Here is an 18,420-nt window from a genome sequence, read left to right on the forward strand (position 1 = left end):
CGCCCTTGCCTTCAAACACTTCTTGAAATCTGTCACCCAACTTCATTACAAGGGGCATTCTTGCAGGCCGCACTTGGCCTAAAACACGAGTTTCGAACGATTCTAAACTGGATATTTCGACCCATGTTTTAGGGAGCCGCACGGGCTTAGTCAAGCGCCAGCCTCCATCACAATACCGCAGACGCACACGAACAGAGCCACAACGGCCGGAAGAAGTAAGACCATGCCAGAAGTGATTTTCAACGGACCTGAGGGTCGTCTGGAAGGCCGCTATCAGCCCGGCAAGGAGCCCAATGCTCCCATCGCCATCCTGCTCCATCCCCACCCCCAGTTTGGTGGCACGATGAACAACCAGATCATCTACAACCTGTTCTACATGTTCGTTGAACGCGGGTTTGCCGTGCTGCGCTTCAATTCACGCGGCGTTGGCCGTAGCCAGGGCATGTTCGATCATGGGGTCGGGGAACTCTCGGACGCCGCTTCCGCCCTCGACTGGTTGCAGACCATCAACCGTGAATCGCGCGGCTGCTGGATTGCCGGTTTCTCGTTTGGTGCCTGGATCGGCATGCAATTGCTGATGCGCCGCCCCGAGGTAGAAGGTTTCATCTCGGTGGCGCCTCCAGAGAACCTTTATGACTTCTCCTTCCTGGCGCCCTGCCCCTCTTCCGGTCTGATCATCCATGGCGACAAGGACCGCGTGGCGCCGCCCGCTTCGGTGCAGAAGCTGGTCGACAAGCTCAAGACGCAGAAGGGCATTACCATCGAGCAGCAGATCGTCGAGGGCGCCAACCACTTCTTCGAGGGCAAGATCGACGAACTGACCGCGGCCTGCGCCGAGTATCTCGACCGTCGCCGTCAGGAGATCGCCGACGGCGGCGGGCGCTGAACTCAAGCGCAAGCTCGATCAGTGAACGAAATCTCATCCTGAGTCTGTCGAAGGACGAGGTTTCGCGTTTACCGACCTCGTGGTTCGACAGGCTCACCATGAGGTCTCACAAGGCTTCAATGGTTGAGTCATGACCCAGTTCAAATCAGATTTTCTCCGCACCCTGTCCGAGCGCGGCTTCATCCACCAGACTTCCGACGATGCCGGGCTGGACAAGCTGTTCTGCACAGAGACGGTCACCGCCTATATCGGCTTTGACCCCACCGCCTCGTCGCTCCACGTTGGCAGCTTGATCCAGATCATGATGCTGCATTGGCTGGAAAAGACCGGGCACCGCGCCGTGGCCCTGATGGGCGGCGGCACCGGCATGGTGGGCGACCCATCCTTCAAGGATGAGGCGCGCAAGCTGATGACCACCGAGACCATCCAGTCCAACATTGATGGCATCAAACAGGTATTCTCCAACTACCTGACATTTGGCGACGGCCCAAAAGACGCCTTGATGCTCAACAATGCCGAATGGCTGATGCCGCTCAACTACCTCGAATTCCTGCGCGATGTAGGGCAGCACTTCTCGATCAATCGCATGCTCAGCTTCGACTCCGTCAAGCAGCGCCTTGATCGCGAGCAATCGCTGAGCTTTCTCGAATTCAACTACATGATCCTGCAGGCCTACGATTTCGTGGAGCTCAACAAGCGGTATGGCGTGCGCCTACAGATGGGCGGCTCGGACCAGTGGGGCAATATCGTCAACGGCATTGATCTCGGCCATCGCCTGGGCACGCCACAACTCTACGCCCTGACCAGCCCGCTATTGACCACGGCATCGGGCGCCAAGATGGGCAAGTCGCTCAACGGCGCCATCTGGCTCAATGCCGACCTGCTCTCGGCCTACGACTTCTGGCAATACTGGCGCAATACCGAGGACGCCGATGTCGAGCGCTTCCTCAAGCTCTACACCACGCTGCCACTCGACGAGATCGCCCGCATTGTGGCCGGCGATATCAATGAGGCCAAGAAACGCCTGGCCACTGAAGTGACCGCCATGATCCGCGGCCGGACTGCCGCAGAAGAAGCGGCCGAAACCGCGCGCGCCACATTCGAGACCGGCGCTATCGATCTGTCGCTGCCCACTGCCACCGTCACGCATGCCGAACTCGCCGGTGGCATCGGCATTCTGGCGGCACTGGTGACGGCTGGCCTGGCCGCGTCCAACGGCGAGGCCCGTCGCCACATCCAGTCAGGCGCGGTGCGCGTCAACGATGCAGTGATTGACGACGACAAGCTGACCATTGGCGATAATGCATTGCTCGACGAGGGTGTCATCAAGCTCTCGGTCGGTAAAAAGCGACACGCGCTGCTCAAGCCGGTCTGACAGGTCGGCACAAGAAAGCAACAAAAGGCGCCAATCGATCGGCGCCTTTTTATTGCGCCTGCGGCAATTCCTTGGCGCGGAACTCGAATAGTTCGCGGAAGACCCCCGGCACTAGGGCCGAGAGCGGGTTGATCTTGAACTGCGGCTTGTCCAGCGGGCCCTGCACTGCAAAGGTCACACCCACCAGCCCCTCGCCATCACGCCCGCCCAGCAGCGGTCCCAGCAGCGGGATCTTCTGAAACACGCTGTTGAGCCCGAACAACGGTACATATGTCCCGGTCAGATCATACTGACGCTGCTTGGTGTAGATGAACCCCCGCAGCGTGCCGCCCACACTATCGCCGGCCACCAGAGCATTGGTCACCTCGACCCGGTCCGAACGCCGCAGGAAATCCACTTCGGCGACCTTGAAATCCAGACGGTTCTGCTCGGAAATCACGTCCCGCGAATCCGAGTGATTACCCAGCACCTGGGCAACATTGGCCTCATCGACAATGGCAAAATCCCGCATCACCAACTGGCCGGTTTCGACATCCTGATCTCGATCGGTGGTCAGCACCAGATTGCCTGCTCCGCCCGCAAGTTGCGAGTAAACCCCCAGAAACCGCAGCACCGTGCCCGCATCGTTGAACGCCACCGACATGGTACGCCCGTTTGGCGCCGGATTGGTTGTGACCGATAACCGGTTCTCGTCATTGAACTGCCCGGTCAGGCTGGCCTGCCGGACGTCATCCCCGCGCAAGCGCATCGACAGATCCAGGTTGAATGCCGATGTCGCGTAAAAACCCAGCGCCCGATCCAGTTTGACATCAAGCGCAATGGTCCGGCTCGCGTCGCTCGACTGCACCCCGCCAGTGCCCCCATTGAGGCCGAACGCGCGCTGCAACATTGGCTTGAGATCGAGCTGCGTCCCCCGGATTCGCACGGAATAACCGCCATCAATGGGCTGCAAATCCAGTTGCGCGCTGTCGCCGTCACTGAGCGCCAGCTGGCTGAACCTGGCCGAAACCACCCCGTTGGTGGCGTGATATTCGATATCGCCTTGCGCCCGTACCGAGCCAAACGACAGATCAACCCCGCTCAAATGCGTCAACTCGCCCTCCGGACGAATGGTTACACTGACCGCGCCGCTTGTTCCCGCCGCCTTGCTGATCCCCAAATCCGTGATGTCGAGCGCCGCATCCTGCAGGTCCACCGCCATTTGCAGCGTTCCATCCGCCTCGGGCCGGGCCACAAACCGCACACTGCCCGACAGAAAGCTCGACGCGTCAAACCCCAGCTTGGCCAGTTCGGCCACGCTCATGGTCGATGCCAGCCTGAAATCCGGTTTGCTGGTGGGGTTGCCGCTGACCTCGACGCGCGCCGCAACGCCGTCTATCTCGGCGGTACCCCCCAGCTGATAACTATCCTGGGAGGCAGTGAAGGCCAGCTGTCCGCTCGCAATACGGTGGTTCTCGATCGGCTTGCTGCTGGCAAAATCGGCCACTGTACCGTTCAGCACATAGTCAAACTGCATCGCCCGTTCCGATGCTTCATCGGGCAGATGAATAGTTGCGACCAAACCGGCATCGACCACCCCGGTCAACGCCGTGACATCAATGGGCAGTTCGGCATTGGCCAACAGGCTCGGTTGCTGAGTCTTGACCAGATCGAGCAGGGCAGGAATGGGCCCGCTGATATCGCCGGAAATCTCAACAATCCGATCGCTCAGATTGGAATTGTCGATCACCACCGCGGGATTTGCGACCACGATGGGGCCAGCCGCCGTCGCCAGGCGTCCGCCACCTGCCGAAATGGTCACGTCAGAATCGTCAATTTGCAGCCGGGTGTCCCCACCAATGGCGATGGGCGCCATGGTTGCGGTCGGTTTGACGGCCACCCCTGTGCCCACCAGATCGATCTGGATGGCGTCCTCGGGGATTGGTTTGTCCTCGCCATCGACGCCGATCGACCCGACCGGAAATTTGAACGCCATACGTGCCTGCCTGACCGTGCCCTCAGTCACATTGGCAACGAACCAGTCGCGGCTTTCCGACGCCATCAGATACGGCCAGAGCCGTTTCATATCATCGGCACTGACGCCCGTTCCCGCCAGGGTCAGGTCAATGCCAAGCCCGGCTTGCAGCATGTCGATACGACCTGCTGTTTCCACCGTCGCACTGCCCTTGCGCGCAATCAGCCGATCAATTCCCAGCGCGCCATAAAGCGGCGCCGACCAGCCGGAGAACGCGACGCTGTCGAATGGCACTTCAGGCGCCGCCATATCACTGGGATGGATCACAACATTGCTGGCATCGAGCACCATGCCCATGGTTGGCCCATAATCGGGATCCAGTCCCATGGCGAAAACGCCCGCCACCCGCGCCGAACTCTTGCCGATTTGCAGGGCCGTCTCCTTGAGCGAAAACTGACCGGTGCCAGGGGTCCAATTGATATCCACAATCGAGCTGGCAATCGGAAAATAGGCATCCTTGAGCCGCAGATCGAGCCCGGTCAGATCAACCTTGAACGCCCCATCGACCAGCTTGCCCCGTACCGCAGCAAAATTCACATCGATCGACAGGGCCCCTCCTCCGCGCAGCGCCACCGGGGCGCTGGCATCATCGATGAACGGCAGGAAAGCGGCAAAGTCGATATTGGCGATGTCAGCTCCCAGATGAACATTGCCGGCCTCACCCAGGGTGCGCGACAGACCACCCGACATGGTCCGCCCACCCAGCGTCGCAGTAAATGTTGCGTGGGTGTCGCGCAGGTCGGCGGAGGGACTGATCTCGAGATTGATATCCTCAAACCGGCGAAACAGCCCGTAAACGGAATCGCTCATCCCCACGATCCCGTCGCGCACCCGCAGCCGCGAGAACCGCCCCTGTGCTGCCTGCTCCACCAGGTCCGCAATGGCTTGCTCACTGCTTTCCAGATTGGCGATCAGCCAGTCATTGTCCGAGCGCATGATCATCGGGTCGGCTGTCTGGCCCAGATCAATGCCGCTCGCGCCGATATCGACCGCCGGGAAGGCATCATCGCCCTCCTGCACCCGCACCGTTGGTGCTCCGCCCGAAGGGTCTTCCACCAGCTCAAAACTGCTCAGGCGGGGCCCGAACAGATCCTGCACGACCTGGAGGTGCGGCTTTACGATGGTGATGGTCGTGCCCGGCTGCCCAAACACTGCCCGCACCGGCGAAAACCCGACCTCAAGCGATTCCATTTCTATCTTGGCGCCTGTCTTGCTGTCGGTCAGTAGCACGGGCGAAAACTGGATAACCGGCCACACGCCATTCTCCAGTGTCAGGGCCATGGGCCCCAGGGTCAGTTCGCTGGTTGGCGGCAATATCGAGTTGGCGACCGCCTGGGCCGCCTCACTACCCAGGGGCAGGCGTATTGGCGTCTTCAGCAGGACCACATAGAGCAGTAGAACCAGCAGGGCTGGAATGCCCAATATCCAAACTGCGATCTTGGCCCCATGTCGGGCCGGATGCCGCTTGCGTCCAGCAGCAGTGGGGGCGGGAGTGTCGGGTGGTAAGGTTGACGCGCTCACTTGCTTCCAGAACGAGGCTCGGCCGAAATCTTCTGGCGCCCAAAGGAATCAGCGCAACTGCGCTCTCTTGCGTCATGATACCGGCTGGAATACGGCACCGACACCATATTTTTGCGCCCAGCGCCTGGAAGGAACCTATCCATGACCGAGCTGCAACCGGGCGACATCGCGCCCGACTTCACCCTGCCCCTCGACGATGGCACCCTCTTCCACCTGGCCGCCCAACGGGGTCATCCCGTGGTGCTGTATTTCTACCCGGCCGACGGAACCGCTGGCTGCACTGACGAGAACCGGGAATTCTCCGAACGTGCCGCCCAATTTGCTGCGCTTGGTGCCCGCCTGGTTGGCATCTCGCCCGACGGCATCGCCAAGCACCTGAAATTCCGTGCAAAATACGATCTCGCGGTGCCGCTCGCGGCCGATCCCGAGCACCGCGCCATTACCGCCTTCGGGCTGTGGCAGCCCAAAAAACTCTACGGCCGTGAGTTCATGGGACTGGTCCGTACCAGCTTCATCATCGCCGCCGACGGCACCATCGTCGCCATCGTCCGGGCCACGCGCATTCGCGGTCACGCCCAATCCGTGCTGCAGGCACTACAGGCCCATTTGCGCCAAGTGCCGCTGACATAAGCTTTATTAACCACCCGACGTCATACTCCGCTCACCATATTTAAGGCGCGACAGGGGAAGCGGCAGCGTGCACAAACTAGCCAGTTTCGGGCGGACCGACAGGAGTCGCAACCCAGCAACCAGGCCAGCACGGCACGGCATCCATCCGGCCCTGTTCTATGTCATGTTCACGCTGTTGCTGGGTGGCAACGGCCTGCTGGGCACCGCCTTTCTACTCTCCCCCGACATTGCCCGCCTGCTCAATCAGCAGACCGAGCAGGTCGTGCAGGCCTATGAAGACCGCATCACCCAGTTGCGCGTCGAAGTCGATCGCCTGCACTCGCGCAGTTATGCACAGACCGGTGACATCAATTTGCAGCTGCAGGAACTGGCCCAGCAACAGGACGTGTTGCTGGAGCAGCATCAACTGGTCCGCGTACTGGTGGACAAGGCCGGTGAACTCGGCATCAAGGCCGCAGCACTGTCGCAGTCGACCGAATCCAGCGCCGCGCTGGCTTATGCTGTTGCCCCCACGGCCAGCGGCAATCCCGATATTGATGCGACTGCCGCCGCCGTCTCCCAAATGATGGACGAAACCCAGTTTGCTATGACCTCGATCGCCGAGACTGCCGTCGCCCGCACCGACAGCATCGTTGCCGAACTGAGCGGTCTGGGCATTGTGGTGGATCTGCCGACCGCCGAAAGCGGTATGGGTGGACCGTTGCTGGCCCCGATTGGCGATAGCGACAGCTCGCTCATGGTTGACGATGCCAATGCGGTCATGGAAGCCCTGCTGCGCTACAAGGCGGCGCGCGACAGCATTGAAGGCGCACCGGTGCACATGCCCATTGCGGGCGATTTCCGCCGCAGTTCCGGGTTTGGCAATCGAACCGATCCCTTTACTGGCGGCCGCGCCTTCCACTCGGGGCTCGATTTTGCCGCTGCGTCGGGCACCAGTGTCTTCAGCGCCGGCAGAGGCATTGTCACCTTCGTCGGCACCAGCTCAGGCTATGGCAAAATGGTCGAAGTCACCCATGATGACGGCCTCGTCACCCGCTATGCCCACCTCTCCGGTTTCCTCAGCGAGCAGGGTCAGCGCGTCAACACCGGCACCCCCATCGCCAAGGTCGGATCGACAGGGCGCTCTACTGGCCCCCATCTGCATTTTGAAGTGCGCAAGGGCGACAATGCGATCAATCCCAAGGCCTTCCTTGATGCCGGACGGCGCCTGCAGGCGCTGATCTAGCCCGCTATTGGCTCTCCACATCGGTCGCAACGCCGACACGCTGCGCCAGGGCCGCTTCCATGAACGCATCCAGATCGCCATCGAGGACCAGCGAGGGCTGGCCACTTTCGACGCTGGTGCGCAGATCCTTGACCATCTGATAGGGCTGCAGCACATAGCTGCGGATCTGGTGGCCCCAGCCGATGTCCGTCTTGCTGGCCGATTGCGCATTCGCTTCTTCTTCGCGCTTCTGCAGCTCGGCCTCGTATAGGCGCGACTTCAGCATCGCCATCGCGGTAGCCCGGTTCTTGTGCTGGCTACGCTCCTGCTGACAGGCCACGATGATCCCGGACGGGATATGGGTGATGCGGATCGCCGAGTCGGTGGTATTGACGTGCTGTCCACCCGCACCTGAGGCGCGATAGGTGTCCACCTTCAGATCGGCTTCGCGAATGTCGATATCAATGGTATCATCGACCACCGGATAGACCCAGACGCTCGAAAAGCTGGTGTGCCGCCGCGCCGCCGAATCATAGGGGCTGATGCGCACCAACCGGTGCACACCGCTCTCGGTCTTCATCCAGCCATAGGCATTGTGGCCCTTGATGACGATCGTTGCCGACTTGATGCCGGCCTCTTCACCATCGTGCATTTCGATGATTTCGACCTTCATCTTCCGCCGTTCCGCCCAACGGGTATACATGCGCAACAGCATGTTGGCCCAGTCCTGGCTTTCGGTGCCTCCGGCGCCCGAGTGGATTTCGACATAGCAGTCATTGGCGTCGACTTCGCCCGACAGCAGCGTTTCGATCTGGCGACGCCGCGCCAACTGCTTGAGCTCAAGCAGTGCGTCTTCGGCTTCCTTGACCACGGCGCTATCGGCCTCGGCCTCACCTAGGGCGATCAATTCAACATTGTCGCGGATGCCCGCTTCCAGTTCGCGCACGGATTTGACCGCCACGTCGAGCTCATCGCGCTCGCGCATGGTGGTACGGGCCTTTTCCGGATCATTCCAGAATTCGGGGGATTCAGTCTGCGCGGTCAGCGCGTCGAGGCGGAGTTCTGCAGTATCCCAGTCAAAGATGCCTCCTCAGCAAGGTCAAAACCTGCTCGATTTCGGCGACGGTCTTTTCAATTTCCGTACGCATGGTGCAATTCCTTTATTCGCGGCGCTCCGTTTAGCTGACGCGCCGCCTCCGAGCAACCTAGCGTTGGCTCTTGGAGAATTTTCGGATTGCCGTATCGCGTTTCAGGCGAGACAGCCGATTGAGAAAAAACACGCCGTTCACCTGATCGATCTCATGTTGAGCCACGCGCGCGGCAAAGCCCTCCAGCCGCAGTAACTCCCGCGCGCCCGCCGCCGTGTCGAAGCCAATCTCGACCCTTATTGCTCGCTCGATCGGCACCTCAATACCCGGCATCGACATCGATCCCTCAGGGCCAAACGCCGATTCTTCGGACTTGGTCTGCACCGTCGGGTTGAACAGCAGGCGATAATCACGCGCCTCACCCGGCCCGGACAGGCTGATCACCACCAGCGGCTCAACCCGGCCGATATGGGCTGCCGCCAGCCCAAAGGCCTCAACCCCGGCTGCCGCCGCCCGCAACGTCTCGCCGACCGCCAGCATCGCAGCATCCACCGGACGCGGTTGCGCCGCCTGCTGCAACACCGGATTGGGAAAGACCACGAAATCGGTCACCTAGAACAAGCCGCCGCGCCCGAGATTGGGATCCAGATACTGGCCGTTGCCGCCGGGCTGGGTGATCCCGCCGCTATATTGCTGCTGCATCTGCTGCTGGCGCTGAATGGCGTCCAACGTGTTGACGTCGAGCCCGATCACCGACGTCATCAGATTGGGGCCCGTGCCGGGTTTGAAGGCTTCTGCGATGCCGCCCTCGCCGTCAAATGCCTTTACCCCCGAATTCGGGTTGATCCAGGCCGTGCTCATCCCTGGGGGCACGTTGAACTGCGTTGCGGGCTTGCCCGCCAGCGCCTTGGCCATGAACTCGGTAAAAATCGGCACCGCAAAGGTTCCACCCGTCACCGAACGCCCCATTGAGCGCGGCTGGTCATAACCAACATAAACGCCCACCGCCAATTCGGGCGTAAAGCCGACAAACCAGGCGTCCTTGTAATCATTGGTGGTGCCGGTCTTGCCGGCCACGGGACGGTTCAACGCCTTGGCCGCCGTGCCGGTCCCGCGCTGCACCACGCCTTCGAGCATTGAGGTGATCTGATACGCCGTCATCGGATCGAGCACCTGCTCGCGATTGTCCACGATCACCGGCTCACCCTGCCCATGCCAGTCTTCTGCCTGACACTCCTGACACAGTCGCTGGTCATGCTTGTACACCGTGGCGCCGTAGCGGTCCTGCACCCGGTCGATCAGGGTTGGCACGATCTTGCGGCCGCCATTGGCAATGGTGGCATAGGCCGCAGTCATCCGCATATCCGTGGTTTCGCCGGCCCCCAGGGCCATCGCCAACACCGGCTGCATGGTGTCATAGACACCGAACAGCCGCGCATATTCGGCAACCAGCGGCATGCCGATATCGCGGGCCAGCCGAACGGTCATGACGTTCCGGCTACGCTCAATGCCGCGCCGCAGGGTCTGCGGACCATAAAACTCCTGCGCGTAGTTTTCCGGCCGCCAGATCGAACCATCGTAATTGCGGATTTCAACCGGCGCATCCAGCACCACCGAAGCGGGCGTATAGCCATTGTCCAGCGCCGCTGCATAGACGATGGGCTTGAATGACGAGCCGGGCTGGCGCAGCGCTTGTGTCGCCCGGTTGAATTCACTCTGCGCATAAGAGAAGCCGCCGACCATGGCCAGCACGCGGCCAGTACGCGGGTCCATAGCCACCAGCGCGCCCTCGATTTCGGGCACCTGTTCCAGCGTATAAAACCCAGTCTTGTCGGCAACGGGCGACACGTACACCACATCGCCCACTTTAAGAAAATCCTGCACGGGTTTGGAAACCCACTTGATATCCGGCCCATCCAGCGTGCCTTCGAGGCGCTCATCAGATAGTCCGCCGCCGGTCGCCCCGTCCGGCCGCAAGCCGATACGGGCCGAATTGTTGCCCAGTTCCAGCACGACCGCCAACTGCCACTCGGGCACGTCGTTCAGCGGTATGATCTTGCTGACATCAACGCCCCAATCGGGGCCCAGCGCGATACTGGCTACCGGCTCGCGAAAACCCTTGCCGTGATCATAGGCAATCAACCCGTCCATCAACGCCCGCCGGGCATATTCCTGCAGTTTGGGCTCCAGGGTCGTGCGCACCGACAGCCCGCCGCCATACAACTGATCTTCGCCATAGAGCGTGGCCAGTTCACGCCGCACTTCCTCGGTGAAATATTCGGCGGAATAGAGCTGGCTGCCACCCGAGCGTGGAATAACGTTGAGTGGCTCTGCCTTGGCCGAAGCGCCCTGCTCCGCTGTGACATAGCCATTCTCGATCATGCGATCGATAACCCAGTTGCGCCGCTCAATGGCCGCCTGCGGCCGGCGGAAAGGATGGTAGTTGTTGGGCCCCTTGGGCAGCGCCGCGACATAGGCCGCTTCACTCAGCGTCAGCTGATATAGCGCCTTGTCGAAATAGTTCAGCGCCGCCGCCGCGACACCGTACGAGTTCAGCCCGAGAAAGATCTCATTGAGATAGAGCTCAAGGATACGGTCCTTGGAAAACGTGGATTCAATACGGATCGCCAGCAGCGCTTCCTGGAGCTTGCGGTCCCAGGTCTGGTCGGCTGTGAGCAGGAAGTTCTTGGCCACCTGCTGGGTAATCGAGGAGCCGCCGCCCTGAATGGCATTATTGCCATCCAGCCGCGCCATCAGATTGTCGCGCGCCGCACGGAACACCCCATCAATGGCGATACCGCCATGACCATAGAAATCCTTGTCTTCTGCTGACAGGAATGCCTCGATCAGCAAGGGCGGCACCGTCTCGATCGGCTGAAACAGCCGCCGTTCGCGGGCAAACTCGGCCAGCAGCGTCCCGTCAGCGGCATGCACGCGCGTGGTAACAGGCGGTTGGTAGTCCTTGAGCACCGTGTAGTCGGGCAACTGGGAGGACACCGACGTGAGATAATAGGCACCGGCGCCCACAGCCAGCAGGGCCATAAACATACCAAAGCCGAACAGCCAGCCGATCAAGCGCAGCATCTATTCAATCTCTCCGCAGCGCTGCCTCGTAAAGCCAGGGACGCTTGATGGTCAATGCAGTGCCGCCCGCGGGGCACCGGTTTCGTTGGCAGAATCATAGCAGAGACGCGTCGCAAAGTGGATCAAAAGCCCGCTAGCTTTCCGCCACGGCACCGCTTGCCGGCGGCGGTGACCGATTTGTCACATCACTCGTCAGCTCCCAGGCCATCAAAATAGGTTGATATCCCGCGCGCCAAAGCATCGGCGGTCCGCCCCTGCCAGTCGCCCTGCAGCAGATTGGCCATATCGTCCGCATTGGACAAAAAGCCCAGCTCCACCAGAACGGACGGCACATCGGGGGCCTGCAACACAAAGAAATCGGCCTGACGCACCGGAAACCGCCGCAGCGCCACACTCGGTTCGAGCTGATGCACGATGGAACGCGCCAGCGTGTAGGACTGATGCCGCATTTCACGGCGCATCAGATCAAGCAGGATATCGACCACCTCGGGCGCCATTCGCGGCATCGCAAAGCCGGCAATCACGTCGCTCTTGTTCTCGGAATCCGCCAGCACCTTGTCCAGCACATCGGTGGCATTCTCATCGCGCGTATAGACGCTGGCGCCACGAATTTCGGGCTGCTGGAAGCTGTCAGCATGGATGGAAAGGAAAATGTCGGCCTTGTTGGCCCGGGCCAATGCCACGCGCTCTTCCAGCCGCAAATAGCTGTCGTCTTCGCGCGTCAATGCCACGTCGAACCGTCCCGAAGCGATCAGCAATTGCTGCAGCTTGAGGGCGAAGGCCAGCACAATGTCCTTTTCCTTGATGCCACCGGGGGCTTCGGCGCCGCTATCGATACCGCCATGGCCCGGATCGATCACCACGAGGGGCCGTGTCGCAATCGGCAGTTCGGAGCCGCCCGCCGGAGTCGAGGCGTCCGCCACCGGTACCGCTGCCCCCGACGCTTCAAAATCCTTGGCCACATTGGCCGCAAATTCTTCGGCAGTGGCCGGAATGATATCGACCACCAGACGCGCCGGCTGATCCTCGAACGCCGCCAGCACATAGGCCTGTTGCACCTGTGCCGGCGCGGACAGCATCAGCGTGGTCCGCACCCGGTCAGGGCCAGCCTGTTCCAACTGGTACTGGGCAATCACCCCTTCATCGGTGACCTCGACATTGGGTTCTGGCACGGTGGAGGTGGCGGCGCGCACATCAATTGCCAGCCGGTCCGGTTCGCTCAGCGACACCAGGGCGAATTCTGTCTTGTCGGCGAGATCGATTACCAGCCGCGCCCGGTCCCGGGTTTGCGTCACCCGCGCATCCATCACATTGGGCAGGCCGATGGGCGCCACTTCGGGCGCTGCAGCGTCTTGCCCAGTCGCCCCGGTCATCAGCGACGCCAGACAGATCAGCAGCGGTAACAACAATGTGCGAACAGGTTTGAACACGCGCAGATCGGACCCCTCACTCGTCAGCGTCGCCCATTTCACCCATTTCAGGCGATTCGACGGCAGCTGCCGCACTTATGCGATGATTTGCCGATCTGGCCAACATGGCGACGACAATGCGCCCAAATTTGCCGGCAATGCTGGCCTGTGGAGTTTCCTGTTGCCATTTGGCCGCGACATCCCTACACGCTAAGGATGAAGCGCAAGCTTCTCGGTACACTCGTTTTTGTGGCTTCAAGCTAACAATGACGGAACGGGAAGTGATCGGGACAAGAGGCGAAGAGACCCCTCCTGATCCTGGTTTGGATGCGGCATTTCTTGCGCTTTTATACGAATTTCGGCCCCATCAGGGCCGGACGGTTGTCGGCCATCCTCGGATGCAGGCAACCCAATAGGAAGAGGTCAGATGGCCCGCAGGCGGACAACACGCGACGCGATCGAACAAGACGATTGCCGCTTTGCCACGCTGCAACTTTCGGCCATGACCATTCATACTGGCGCGCACCAGGCAGAGCTTCTGCGCGCACCACCCCCCAAACCATTCGCCTCGCACTGCGCTACCAGAAGGATCCCGGTTCTCCGGCACCCTCTTGTCGGCGCGCGAGCGCGCGGAGTTCATTATGGCTACCAAAAGAATGCTGGTGGATGCCATCCACCCGGAAGAAACACGGATCGTCGTTACTGCAGGTAACCGGCTCGAGGAATTCGACTTTGAATCGGCGACCCGCCGCCAGTTGCGGGGTAATATCTATCTCGCCAAGGTGACGCGCGTTGAGCCGTCCCTGCAGGCCGCGTTTGTCGAATATGGCGGCAACCGCCACGGCTTTCTGGCTTTCAGCGAAATTCACCCCGACTATTACCAGATCCCGATTGCCGACCGCGAAGCGCTGTTGCGCGACGAGGAAGAAGAGCACGCCGAGGACAACGACGATATTTCGCTGCCCGAGGGCGTGAACGAACCTGACGCGGACGCTGATCCACAGGACACTGAAGACCACAGCAACATCGAGCAGGCGCCAGCCAATTCCGAGCCCGTCGAATCGATCGGTGGCGCGGACGCACTCGAGGAAGTGCCTGAGCGTCGCCGCCAGAGCCAGTCGCGCAAGCACTACAAGATCCAGGAAGTCATCAAGCGCCGCCAGGTCATGCTGGTGCAGGTGGTCAAGGAAGAGCGCGGCAATAAGGGCGCGGCTCTGACCACCTATCTGTCGCTGGCCGGCCGCTATTCCGTACTGATGCCCAATACCGCCCGTGGCGGCGGCATTTCGCGCAAAATCACCAATGCTGCCGACCGCAAGCGTCTCAAGGAGATCACCTCCGATCTTGAAGTGCCCCAGGGCATGGGCGTCATCCTGCGCACCGCTGGCGCCTCGCGCACCAAGGCTGAAGTCAAGCGCGACTTCGAATATCTGATGCGGCTGTGGGAAAGCGTGCGCGAGCTCACGCTCAAGAGCCAGGCACCATGCCTGGTCTATGAGGAAGGCTCACTGATCAAGCGGACCATTCGCGATCTCTACAACAAGGAGATCGACGAGGTTTTTGTTGCCGGCGAAGCCGCCTACAACGAAGCCAAGGACTTCATGCGCATGATCATGCCGAGCCACGCCAAAAACGTGCAGCTCTACAAGGATGATCAGCCGCTATTTTCCAAGTACGGCATTGAAGCCCAGCTCGACTCCATGTTCTCGCCCACGGTGACCCTGCCCTCGGGCGGCTACATCGTCATCAACCCGACTGAAGCGCTGGTTTCGATTGACGTGAACTCGGGCCGCTCCACCAAGGAGCACAATATCGAGGACACCGCGCTCCAGACCAATCTGGAAGCCGCCGATGAGGTGGCCCGCCAACTGCGCCTGCGCGATCTGGCCGGCCTGATCGTCATCGATTTCATCGACATGACGGAAAACCGCTCCAACCGGGCCGTCGAGCGCAAGCTCAAGGATTGCCTGAAGGACGATCGCGCCCGCATCCAGGTTGGCCGCATCAGCCATTTCGGGCTGATGGAAATGAGCCGCCAGCGCATCCGCTTTGGCGTGGTCGAAAGCTCAACCCACAAATGCCCGATGTGCGACGGCACGGGGCTGGTGCGTTCAGTCGAGTCGCTCGCGCTGATGATCATGCGCAGCATCGAGGATCACGTACTGCGCCGCGCCGGCCAGTCGATCAATGTGCGGGTGCCCATCGAGGTTGCCCTCTACATTCTCAACTTCAAGCGCGAAACCCTGACCACGCTGGAAATCCGCAATCAGCTGTCGATCACCATCACCGCCGACGGCAAGATGACTGGCCACCAGTTCGCCATCGAAAAGGGCGACGTCCGCGTCACCGCCTATGCCGAACAGCGCAATGCCGACCATGTCCGGGTCGACAGCGCCATCATTGAAGACGATGGCGACGATGATATCGTTGACGAGGTCGAACTCGAGGACGAGGAAGCCGGAGAGAAGCTAGCTTCCAACGCCGACGCCAGCGACGGCGAAGGCCGCACCCGTCGTCGCCGTCGTCGTCGTCGTGGCGGTGCCGATCGGGGTGACGAAAACGGCCAGCGTCCGCCTCAGCAGCGAGCCGCACCGGTTGCTGATGAAGACGCGGCTGCCGCTGTCGACACTGATGCCGAAGGCGATGGTGAAGACAGCGACGAGAGCGGCGTTCATGCCAACAATGAAGGCGCCGATGGCGAGACGCGCAAGCGCCGCCGCCGCGGCCGCCGCGGTGGCCGTCGCAACCGTCGCGATGGCGAAGAGGGTGGCGAACAACTCCCCGCTACTGCCGACACCGAGCTGACACCCGACACGGTCGACGCCATTGCCGACACCTTGCTGGTCCAGGACGAGGTTGCCGCTCCGGCCCCAATCGCCGAGGATGCTACCGAGGCGCCGGCAGAAAAGCCCAAGCGAACCCGCCGCCGCAAGCCGGCAGCTGGTACCGAACCCGCCGGCCCTGAGACGGCGCCGGCCGCAAAAGCTGAGGCCGCACCGGTCGAGGCCGCCACCGAGGCAGCACCAGAAGACGCTGCCGACGAGAAGCCCAAGCGCAAGCCACGGGCCCGCAAGCCCAAAGCTCCCGAGGCGGCCGCGGAAGCCGCAGCACCGGTCGCCAGCGTTGCTCAGACAGCATCCGCGCCCAAGCCTGCTGCTGCAAGCGAAGCATCACCGGCGGCCGCGGACGATGCGCCGAAAACGCGCCGCGTGAAAAAGGAACTCCCCGCCGAAGGCATCGTGGTCTCCTCCAGCGCACCCAAGGCCGAAGCGGAGAAATCCGAAGAGGCCGAGCCCAAGAAGAAAGCCGGCTGGTGGCAGCGCCGCCTCGGCCTCGGCTAGATATTCAGAAGGCGGCCCTCGGGCCGCCTTCATTGCTTTGGAGCGCCAATGTCACGGACCGCTCGCCTGCTCGACCTGCTGCAACTGCTCCGCAATCGTTCAACCCCGGTGAGCGGCAATGATCTCGCCAGTGCGCTGGGCATTTCGATTCGCACGCTTTATCGCGACATCGCCACGCTTCAGGCACAAGGCGCTGACGTGGCAGGCGAGCCGGGCCTGGGTTATGTGCTGCGCCCCGGCTTTACCCTGCCGCCCCTGATGTTCTCCGCAGACGAAATCGAGGCGATCGTGCTGGGCTCGCGCTGGGTCGCGGCCAAGGCCGACGATAGCCGCCTCAGCCAATCGGCCAATCAGGCGCTGGCCAAGATTGCCGCCGTGCTGCCGGCCGAGTTGAGGCACCGTATCGAGGCCACTAATCTGCTGGTGGCCCGTGGAGTGACAACGCCGTCCAGCGTTGACGCAAGCCAGATTCGCCTCGCCATTCGTCACGAACACAAGCTCGCCATTGCCTATCGCGGACCCGATGGCACCGAGTCAGAACGCACTATCTGGCCGTTCATGATCGGCTTTTTCGATGCGGCGCGGATCGTCGCCGCCTGGTGCGAAATGCGTCAGGCCTATCGCCACTTCCGCATTGATCGCATCACGGCACTCCATCCCATCGCCGAGCGCTACCCGCAGCGGCGCGCGGTCCTGCTCAAGCAGTGGCGCGCCGATAATGGCATTGCGCCTCCGACATGATCACCACTGCCGAAAACTGACAGCCCGACGCGCTAATTACGGTTCATCAACACGGAGATGACCATGCGCACCCTCAACTACATTATCCTTGCCGTCGCTGACCCCGCAGCCAGCGCGGCGTTCTATACCGCCCTGCTGGGGGTTGAGCCGGTGGAGAATTCCCCTGGCTTTGTACTCTATGTACTACCCAATGGCATCAAGCTGGGGCTGTGGATCGCCAGTGAGATCAACCCGGCACCACTGCCCGCCGGTGGGGTGGAAATCACCTTCAGCGAGGCCAGTGAAACCGATGTGCGTGCCACCCACGCGCATTGGCAGGGCAAAGCCACGATTTTGCAGCCGCCTACTTCCATGGATTTTGGTTTCACCTTTGTGGCTGTTGACCCCGACGGCCACCGCCTGCGTGTTTTCAGCCCCCCGCCAAAACCGCGCTGACTGCCGGTGCTACTGGCGGCGTAAACGCCGCCAGTAGTTGTTTGTCGACCCCGCCCTCAACCGCGCTTGCCGATTTCCTCGCGGCGAACGATATTTACGCCGTTCTCCACCGTCCGCAAAATGGCCAGCTGCGCATGGGGTTCGGCCGCCCGGCCGCGCGCCGGATCGTCCATGCGAAATCGATCGGGGCCCAGATAATTCCGCGTCTCGATATACACGTGCTCCCGCCCGATCTGGGCGGCCAGCCGCGTGGCGATGCTTGCCCCCTCAGCAGGCACGTTGATGACGTCGTCAAAGCCCATTTCAATGCTCGCCCGGACCTCATCGACCGAAGCGTCACGCAGGAAGGCGACCACGGGGGCGTAGCACAGGCTGACCGAACCGGAATGGCGCAGGTGATTGAGCAGTTGCGTCTTGTCAGTAGGCGGGAAATCGAAATGAACCAGGAAGAACACCAGGCGGTGCGCGAATGGGGCAGGCTTCAACAACGGCGAGTAGGCGATGACTTCGCCGAACCGCAGCCGCTCGGCAAGCCGCATCAGCGCCTCGCCATCGCGCTCGTTATTGGCAGCCACGATGGCCACGCTATGCGCCAGCACATCTGGATCAGCCACCTGGGTGGCCATGGCTCGACCTCCTCGTCTAACCGCGCGCCCAGCCTAGCACATCACAGGTGAATTATTGTTTAGTCC

General features: G+C 61.5%; 13 protein-coding genes. 7 read left to right on the top strand and 6 right to left on the bottom strand.

Annotation, left to right across the window (positions count from 1 at the left end):
- Window positions 1–223: 223 nt before the first annotated feature.
- Both ABFY71_RS01365 and tyrS read left to right on the top strand, forming a co-directional pair.
- Window positions 224–886, top strand: a complete 663-nt coding sequence (locus ABFY71_RS01365) for an alpha/beta hydrolase (RefSeq protein ID WP_347944349.1) — start codon at window positions 224–226, stop codon at window positions 884–886.
- Window positions 887–1,016: 130 nt separating this feature from the next.
- Window positions 1,017–2,261, top strand: a complete 1,245-nt coding sequence (gene tyrS, locus ABFY71_RS01370) for a tyrosine--tRNA ligase (RefSeq protein ID WP_347944350.1) — start codon at window positions 1,017–1,019, stop codon at window positions 2,259–2,261.
- Between the two features lie 49 nt (window positions 2,262–2,310).
- Here tyrS and ABFY71_RS01375 read toward each other — a convergent pair whose 3' ends face one another.
- Window positions 2,311–5,697, bottom strand: a complete 3,387-nt coding sequence (locus tag ABFY71_RS01375) for an AsmA-like C-terminal domain-containing protein (protein WP_347944351.1) — start codon at window positions 5,695–5,697, stop codon at window positions 2,311–2,313.
- Window positions 5,698–5,937: 240 nt separating this feature from the next.
- On the opposite strand from ABFY71_RS01375, the gene ABFY71_RS01380 reads away from it, so the two are divergent.
- On the top strand, window positions 5,938–6,426 hold the full coding sequence (locus ABFY71_RS01380) for a peroxiredoxin (protein WP_347944352.1): 489 nt from the start codon (window positions 5,938–5,940) through the stop codon (window positions 6,424–6,426).
- Between the two features lie 67 nt (window positions 6,427–6,493).
- Entirely contained in the window at window positions 6,494–7,651 is a 1,158-nt protein-coding gene (locus ABFY71_RS01385; RefSeq protein WP_347944353.1) for a M23 family metallopeptidase, read from the top strand.
- Window positions 7,652–7,655: 4 nt separating this feature from the next.
- Here ABFY71_RS01385 and prfB read toward each other — a convergent pair.
- The 4 genes from prfB to ABFY71_RS01405 form a co-directional block, all read right to left on the bottom strand.
- Window positions 7,656–8,778, bottom strand: a protein-coding gene (prfB, locus tag ABFY71_RS01390; protein WP_347944354.1) for a peptide chain release factor 2 whose coding sequence is annotated in 2 segments (ribosomal slippage) — window positions 7,656–8,708 and window positions 8,710–8,778 — 1,122 coding nt in all. Because the reading frame shifts where the segments join, the coding sequence is not laid out codon by codon here.
- Window positions 8,779–8,835: 57 nt separating this feature from the next.
- Window positions 8,836–9,330 carry a peptide deformylase gene (locus tag ABFY71_RS01395; protein ID WP_347944355.1) on the bottom strand — a complete coding sequence of 165 codons (495 nt, stop codon included), beginning with the start codon at window positions 9,328–9,330 and terminating at the stop codon, window positions 8,836–8,838.
- Entirely contained in the window at window positions 9,331–11,802 is a 2,472-nt protein-coding gene (locus ABFY71_RS01400) for a penicillin-binding protein 1A (RefSeq protein WP_347944356.1), read from the bottom strand.
- Window positions 11,803–11,987: 185 nt separating this feature from the next.
- Window positions 11,988–13,175 carry an N-acetylmuramoyl-L-alanine amidase gene (locus tag ABFY71_RS01405; protein ID WP_347944357.1) on the bottom strand — a complete coding sequence of 396 codons (1,188 nt, stop codon included), beginning with the start codon at window positions 13,173–13,175 and terminating at the stop codon, window positions 11,988–11,990.
- A 677-nt stretch (window positions 13,176–13,852) separates the two neighbouring features.
- On the opposite strand from ABFY71_RS01405, the gene ABFY71_RS01410 reads away from it, so the two are divergent.
- The 3 genes from ABFY71_RS01410 to ABFY71_RS01420 all read left to right on the top strand — a co-directional run bounded on the left by ABFY71_RS01410 (window position 13,853) and on the right by ABFY71_RS01420 (window position 17,728).
- A complete protein-coding gene (locus ABFY71_RS01410) occupies window positions 13,853–16,552 on the top strand; it encodes an Rne/Rng family ribonuclease (protein ID WP_347944358.1) in 2,700 nt (899 codons plus the stop codon).
- A gap of 48 nt (window positions 16,553–16,600) precedes the next feature.
- The gene (locus ABFY71_RS01415; RefSeq protein ID WP_347944359.1) at window positions 16,601–17,293 is read left to right on the top strand and encodes a helix-turn-helix transcriptional regulator; all 693 of its coding nucleotides are present in this window, start codon (window positions 16,601–16,603) and stop codon (window positions 17,291–17,293) included.
- A 63-nt stretch (window positions 17,294–17,356) separates the two neighbouring features.
- On the top strand, window positions 17,357–17,728 hold the full coding sequence (locus ABFY71_RS01420; RefSeq protein ID WP_347944360.1) for a VOC family protein: 372 nt from the start codon (window positions 17,357–17,359) through the stop codon (window positions 17,726–17,728).
- A gap of 56 nt (window positions 17,729–17,784) precedes the next feature.
- On the opposite strand, the gene ABFY71_RS01425 is transcribed toward ABFY71_RS01420, so the two are convergent.
- Window positions 17,785–18,354 (bottom strand): hypothetical protein, encoded by a 570-nt coding sequence (locus tag ABFY71_RS01425; protein WP_305580514.1) that lies wholly within the window; start codon window positions 18,352–18,354, stop codon window positions 17,785–17,787.
- Between the last annotated feature and the right edge of the window lie 66 nt (window positions 18,355–18,420).

Source organism: Devosia alba (assembly GCF_039938915.1).
Taxonomy (GTDB): Bacteria; Pseudomonadota; Alphaproteobacteria; order Rhizobiales; family Devosiaceae; genus Devosia; species Devosia alba.

Bases quoted from the DNA above. Each gene is read 5' to 3' on its own strand.
- ABFY71_RS01425 (WP_305580514.1), bottom strand. From the start codon at position 18,354: ATGGCCACCCAGGTGGCTGATCCAGATGTGCTGGCGCATAGCGTGGCC.
- ABFY71_RS01405 (WP_347944357.1), bottom strand. From the start codon at position 13,175: ATGACCGGGGCGACTGGGCAAGACGCTGCAGCGCCCGAAGTGGCGCCC.
- ABFY71_RS01400 (WP_347944356.1), bottom strand. From the start codon at position 11,802: ATGCTGCGCTTGATCGGCTGGCTGTTCGGCTTTGGTATGTTTATGGCC.
- ABFY71_RS01415 (WP_347944359.1), top strand. From the start codon at position 16,601: ATGTCACGGACCGCTCGCCTGCTCGACCTGCTGCAACTGCTCCGCAAT.
- ABFY71_RS01365 (WP_347944349.1), top strand. From the start codon at position 224: ATGCCAGAAGTGATTTTCAACGGACCTGAGGGTCGTCTGGAAGGCCGC.
- tyrS (WP_347944350.1), top strand. From the start codon at position 1,017: ATGACCCAGTTCAAATCAGATTTTCTCCGCACCCTGTCCGAGCGCGGC.
- ABFY71_RS01420 (WP_347944360.1), top strand. From the start codon at position 17,357: ATGCGCACCCTCAACTACATTATCCTTGCCGTCGCTGACCCCGCAGCC.
- ABFY71_RS01410 (WP_347944358.1), top strand. From the start codon at position 13,853: ATGGCTACCAAAAGAATGCTGGTGGATGCCATCCACCCGGAAGAAACA.
- ABFY71_RS01380 (WP_347944352.1), top strand. From the start codon at position 5,938: ATGACCGAGCTGCAACCGGGCGACATCGCGCCCGACTTCACCCTGCCC.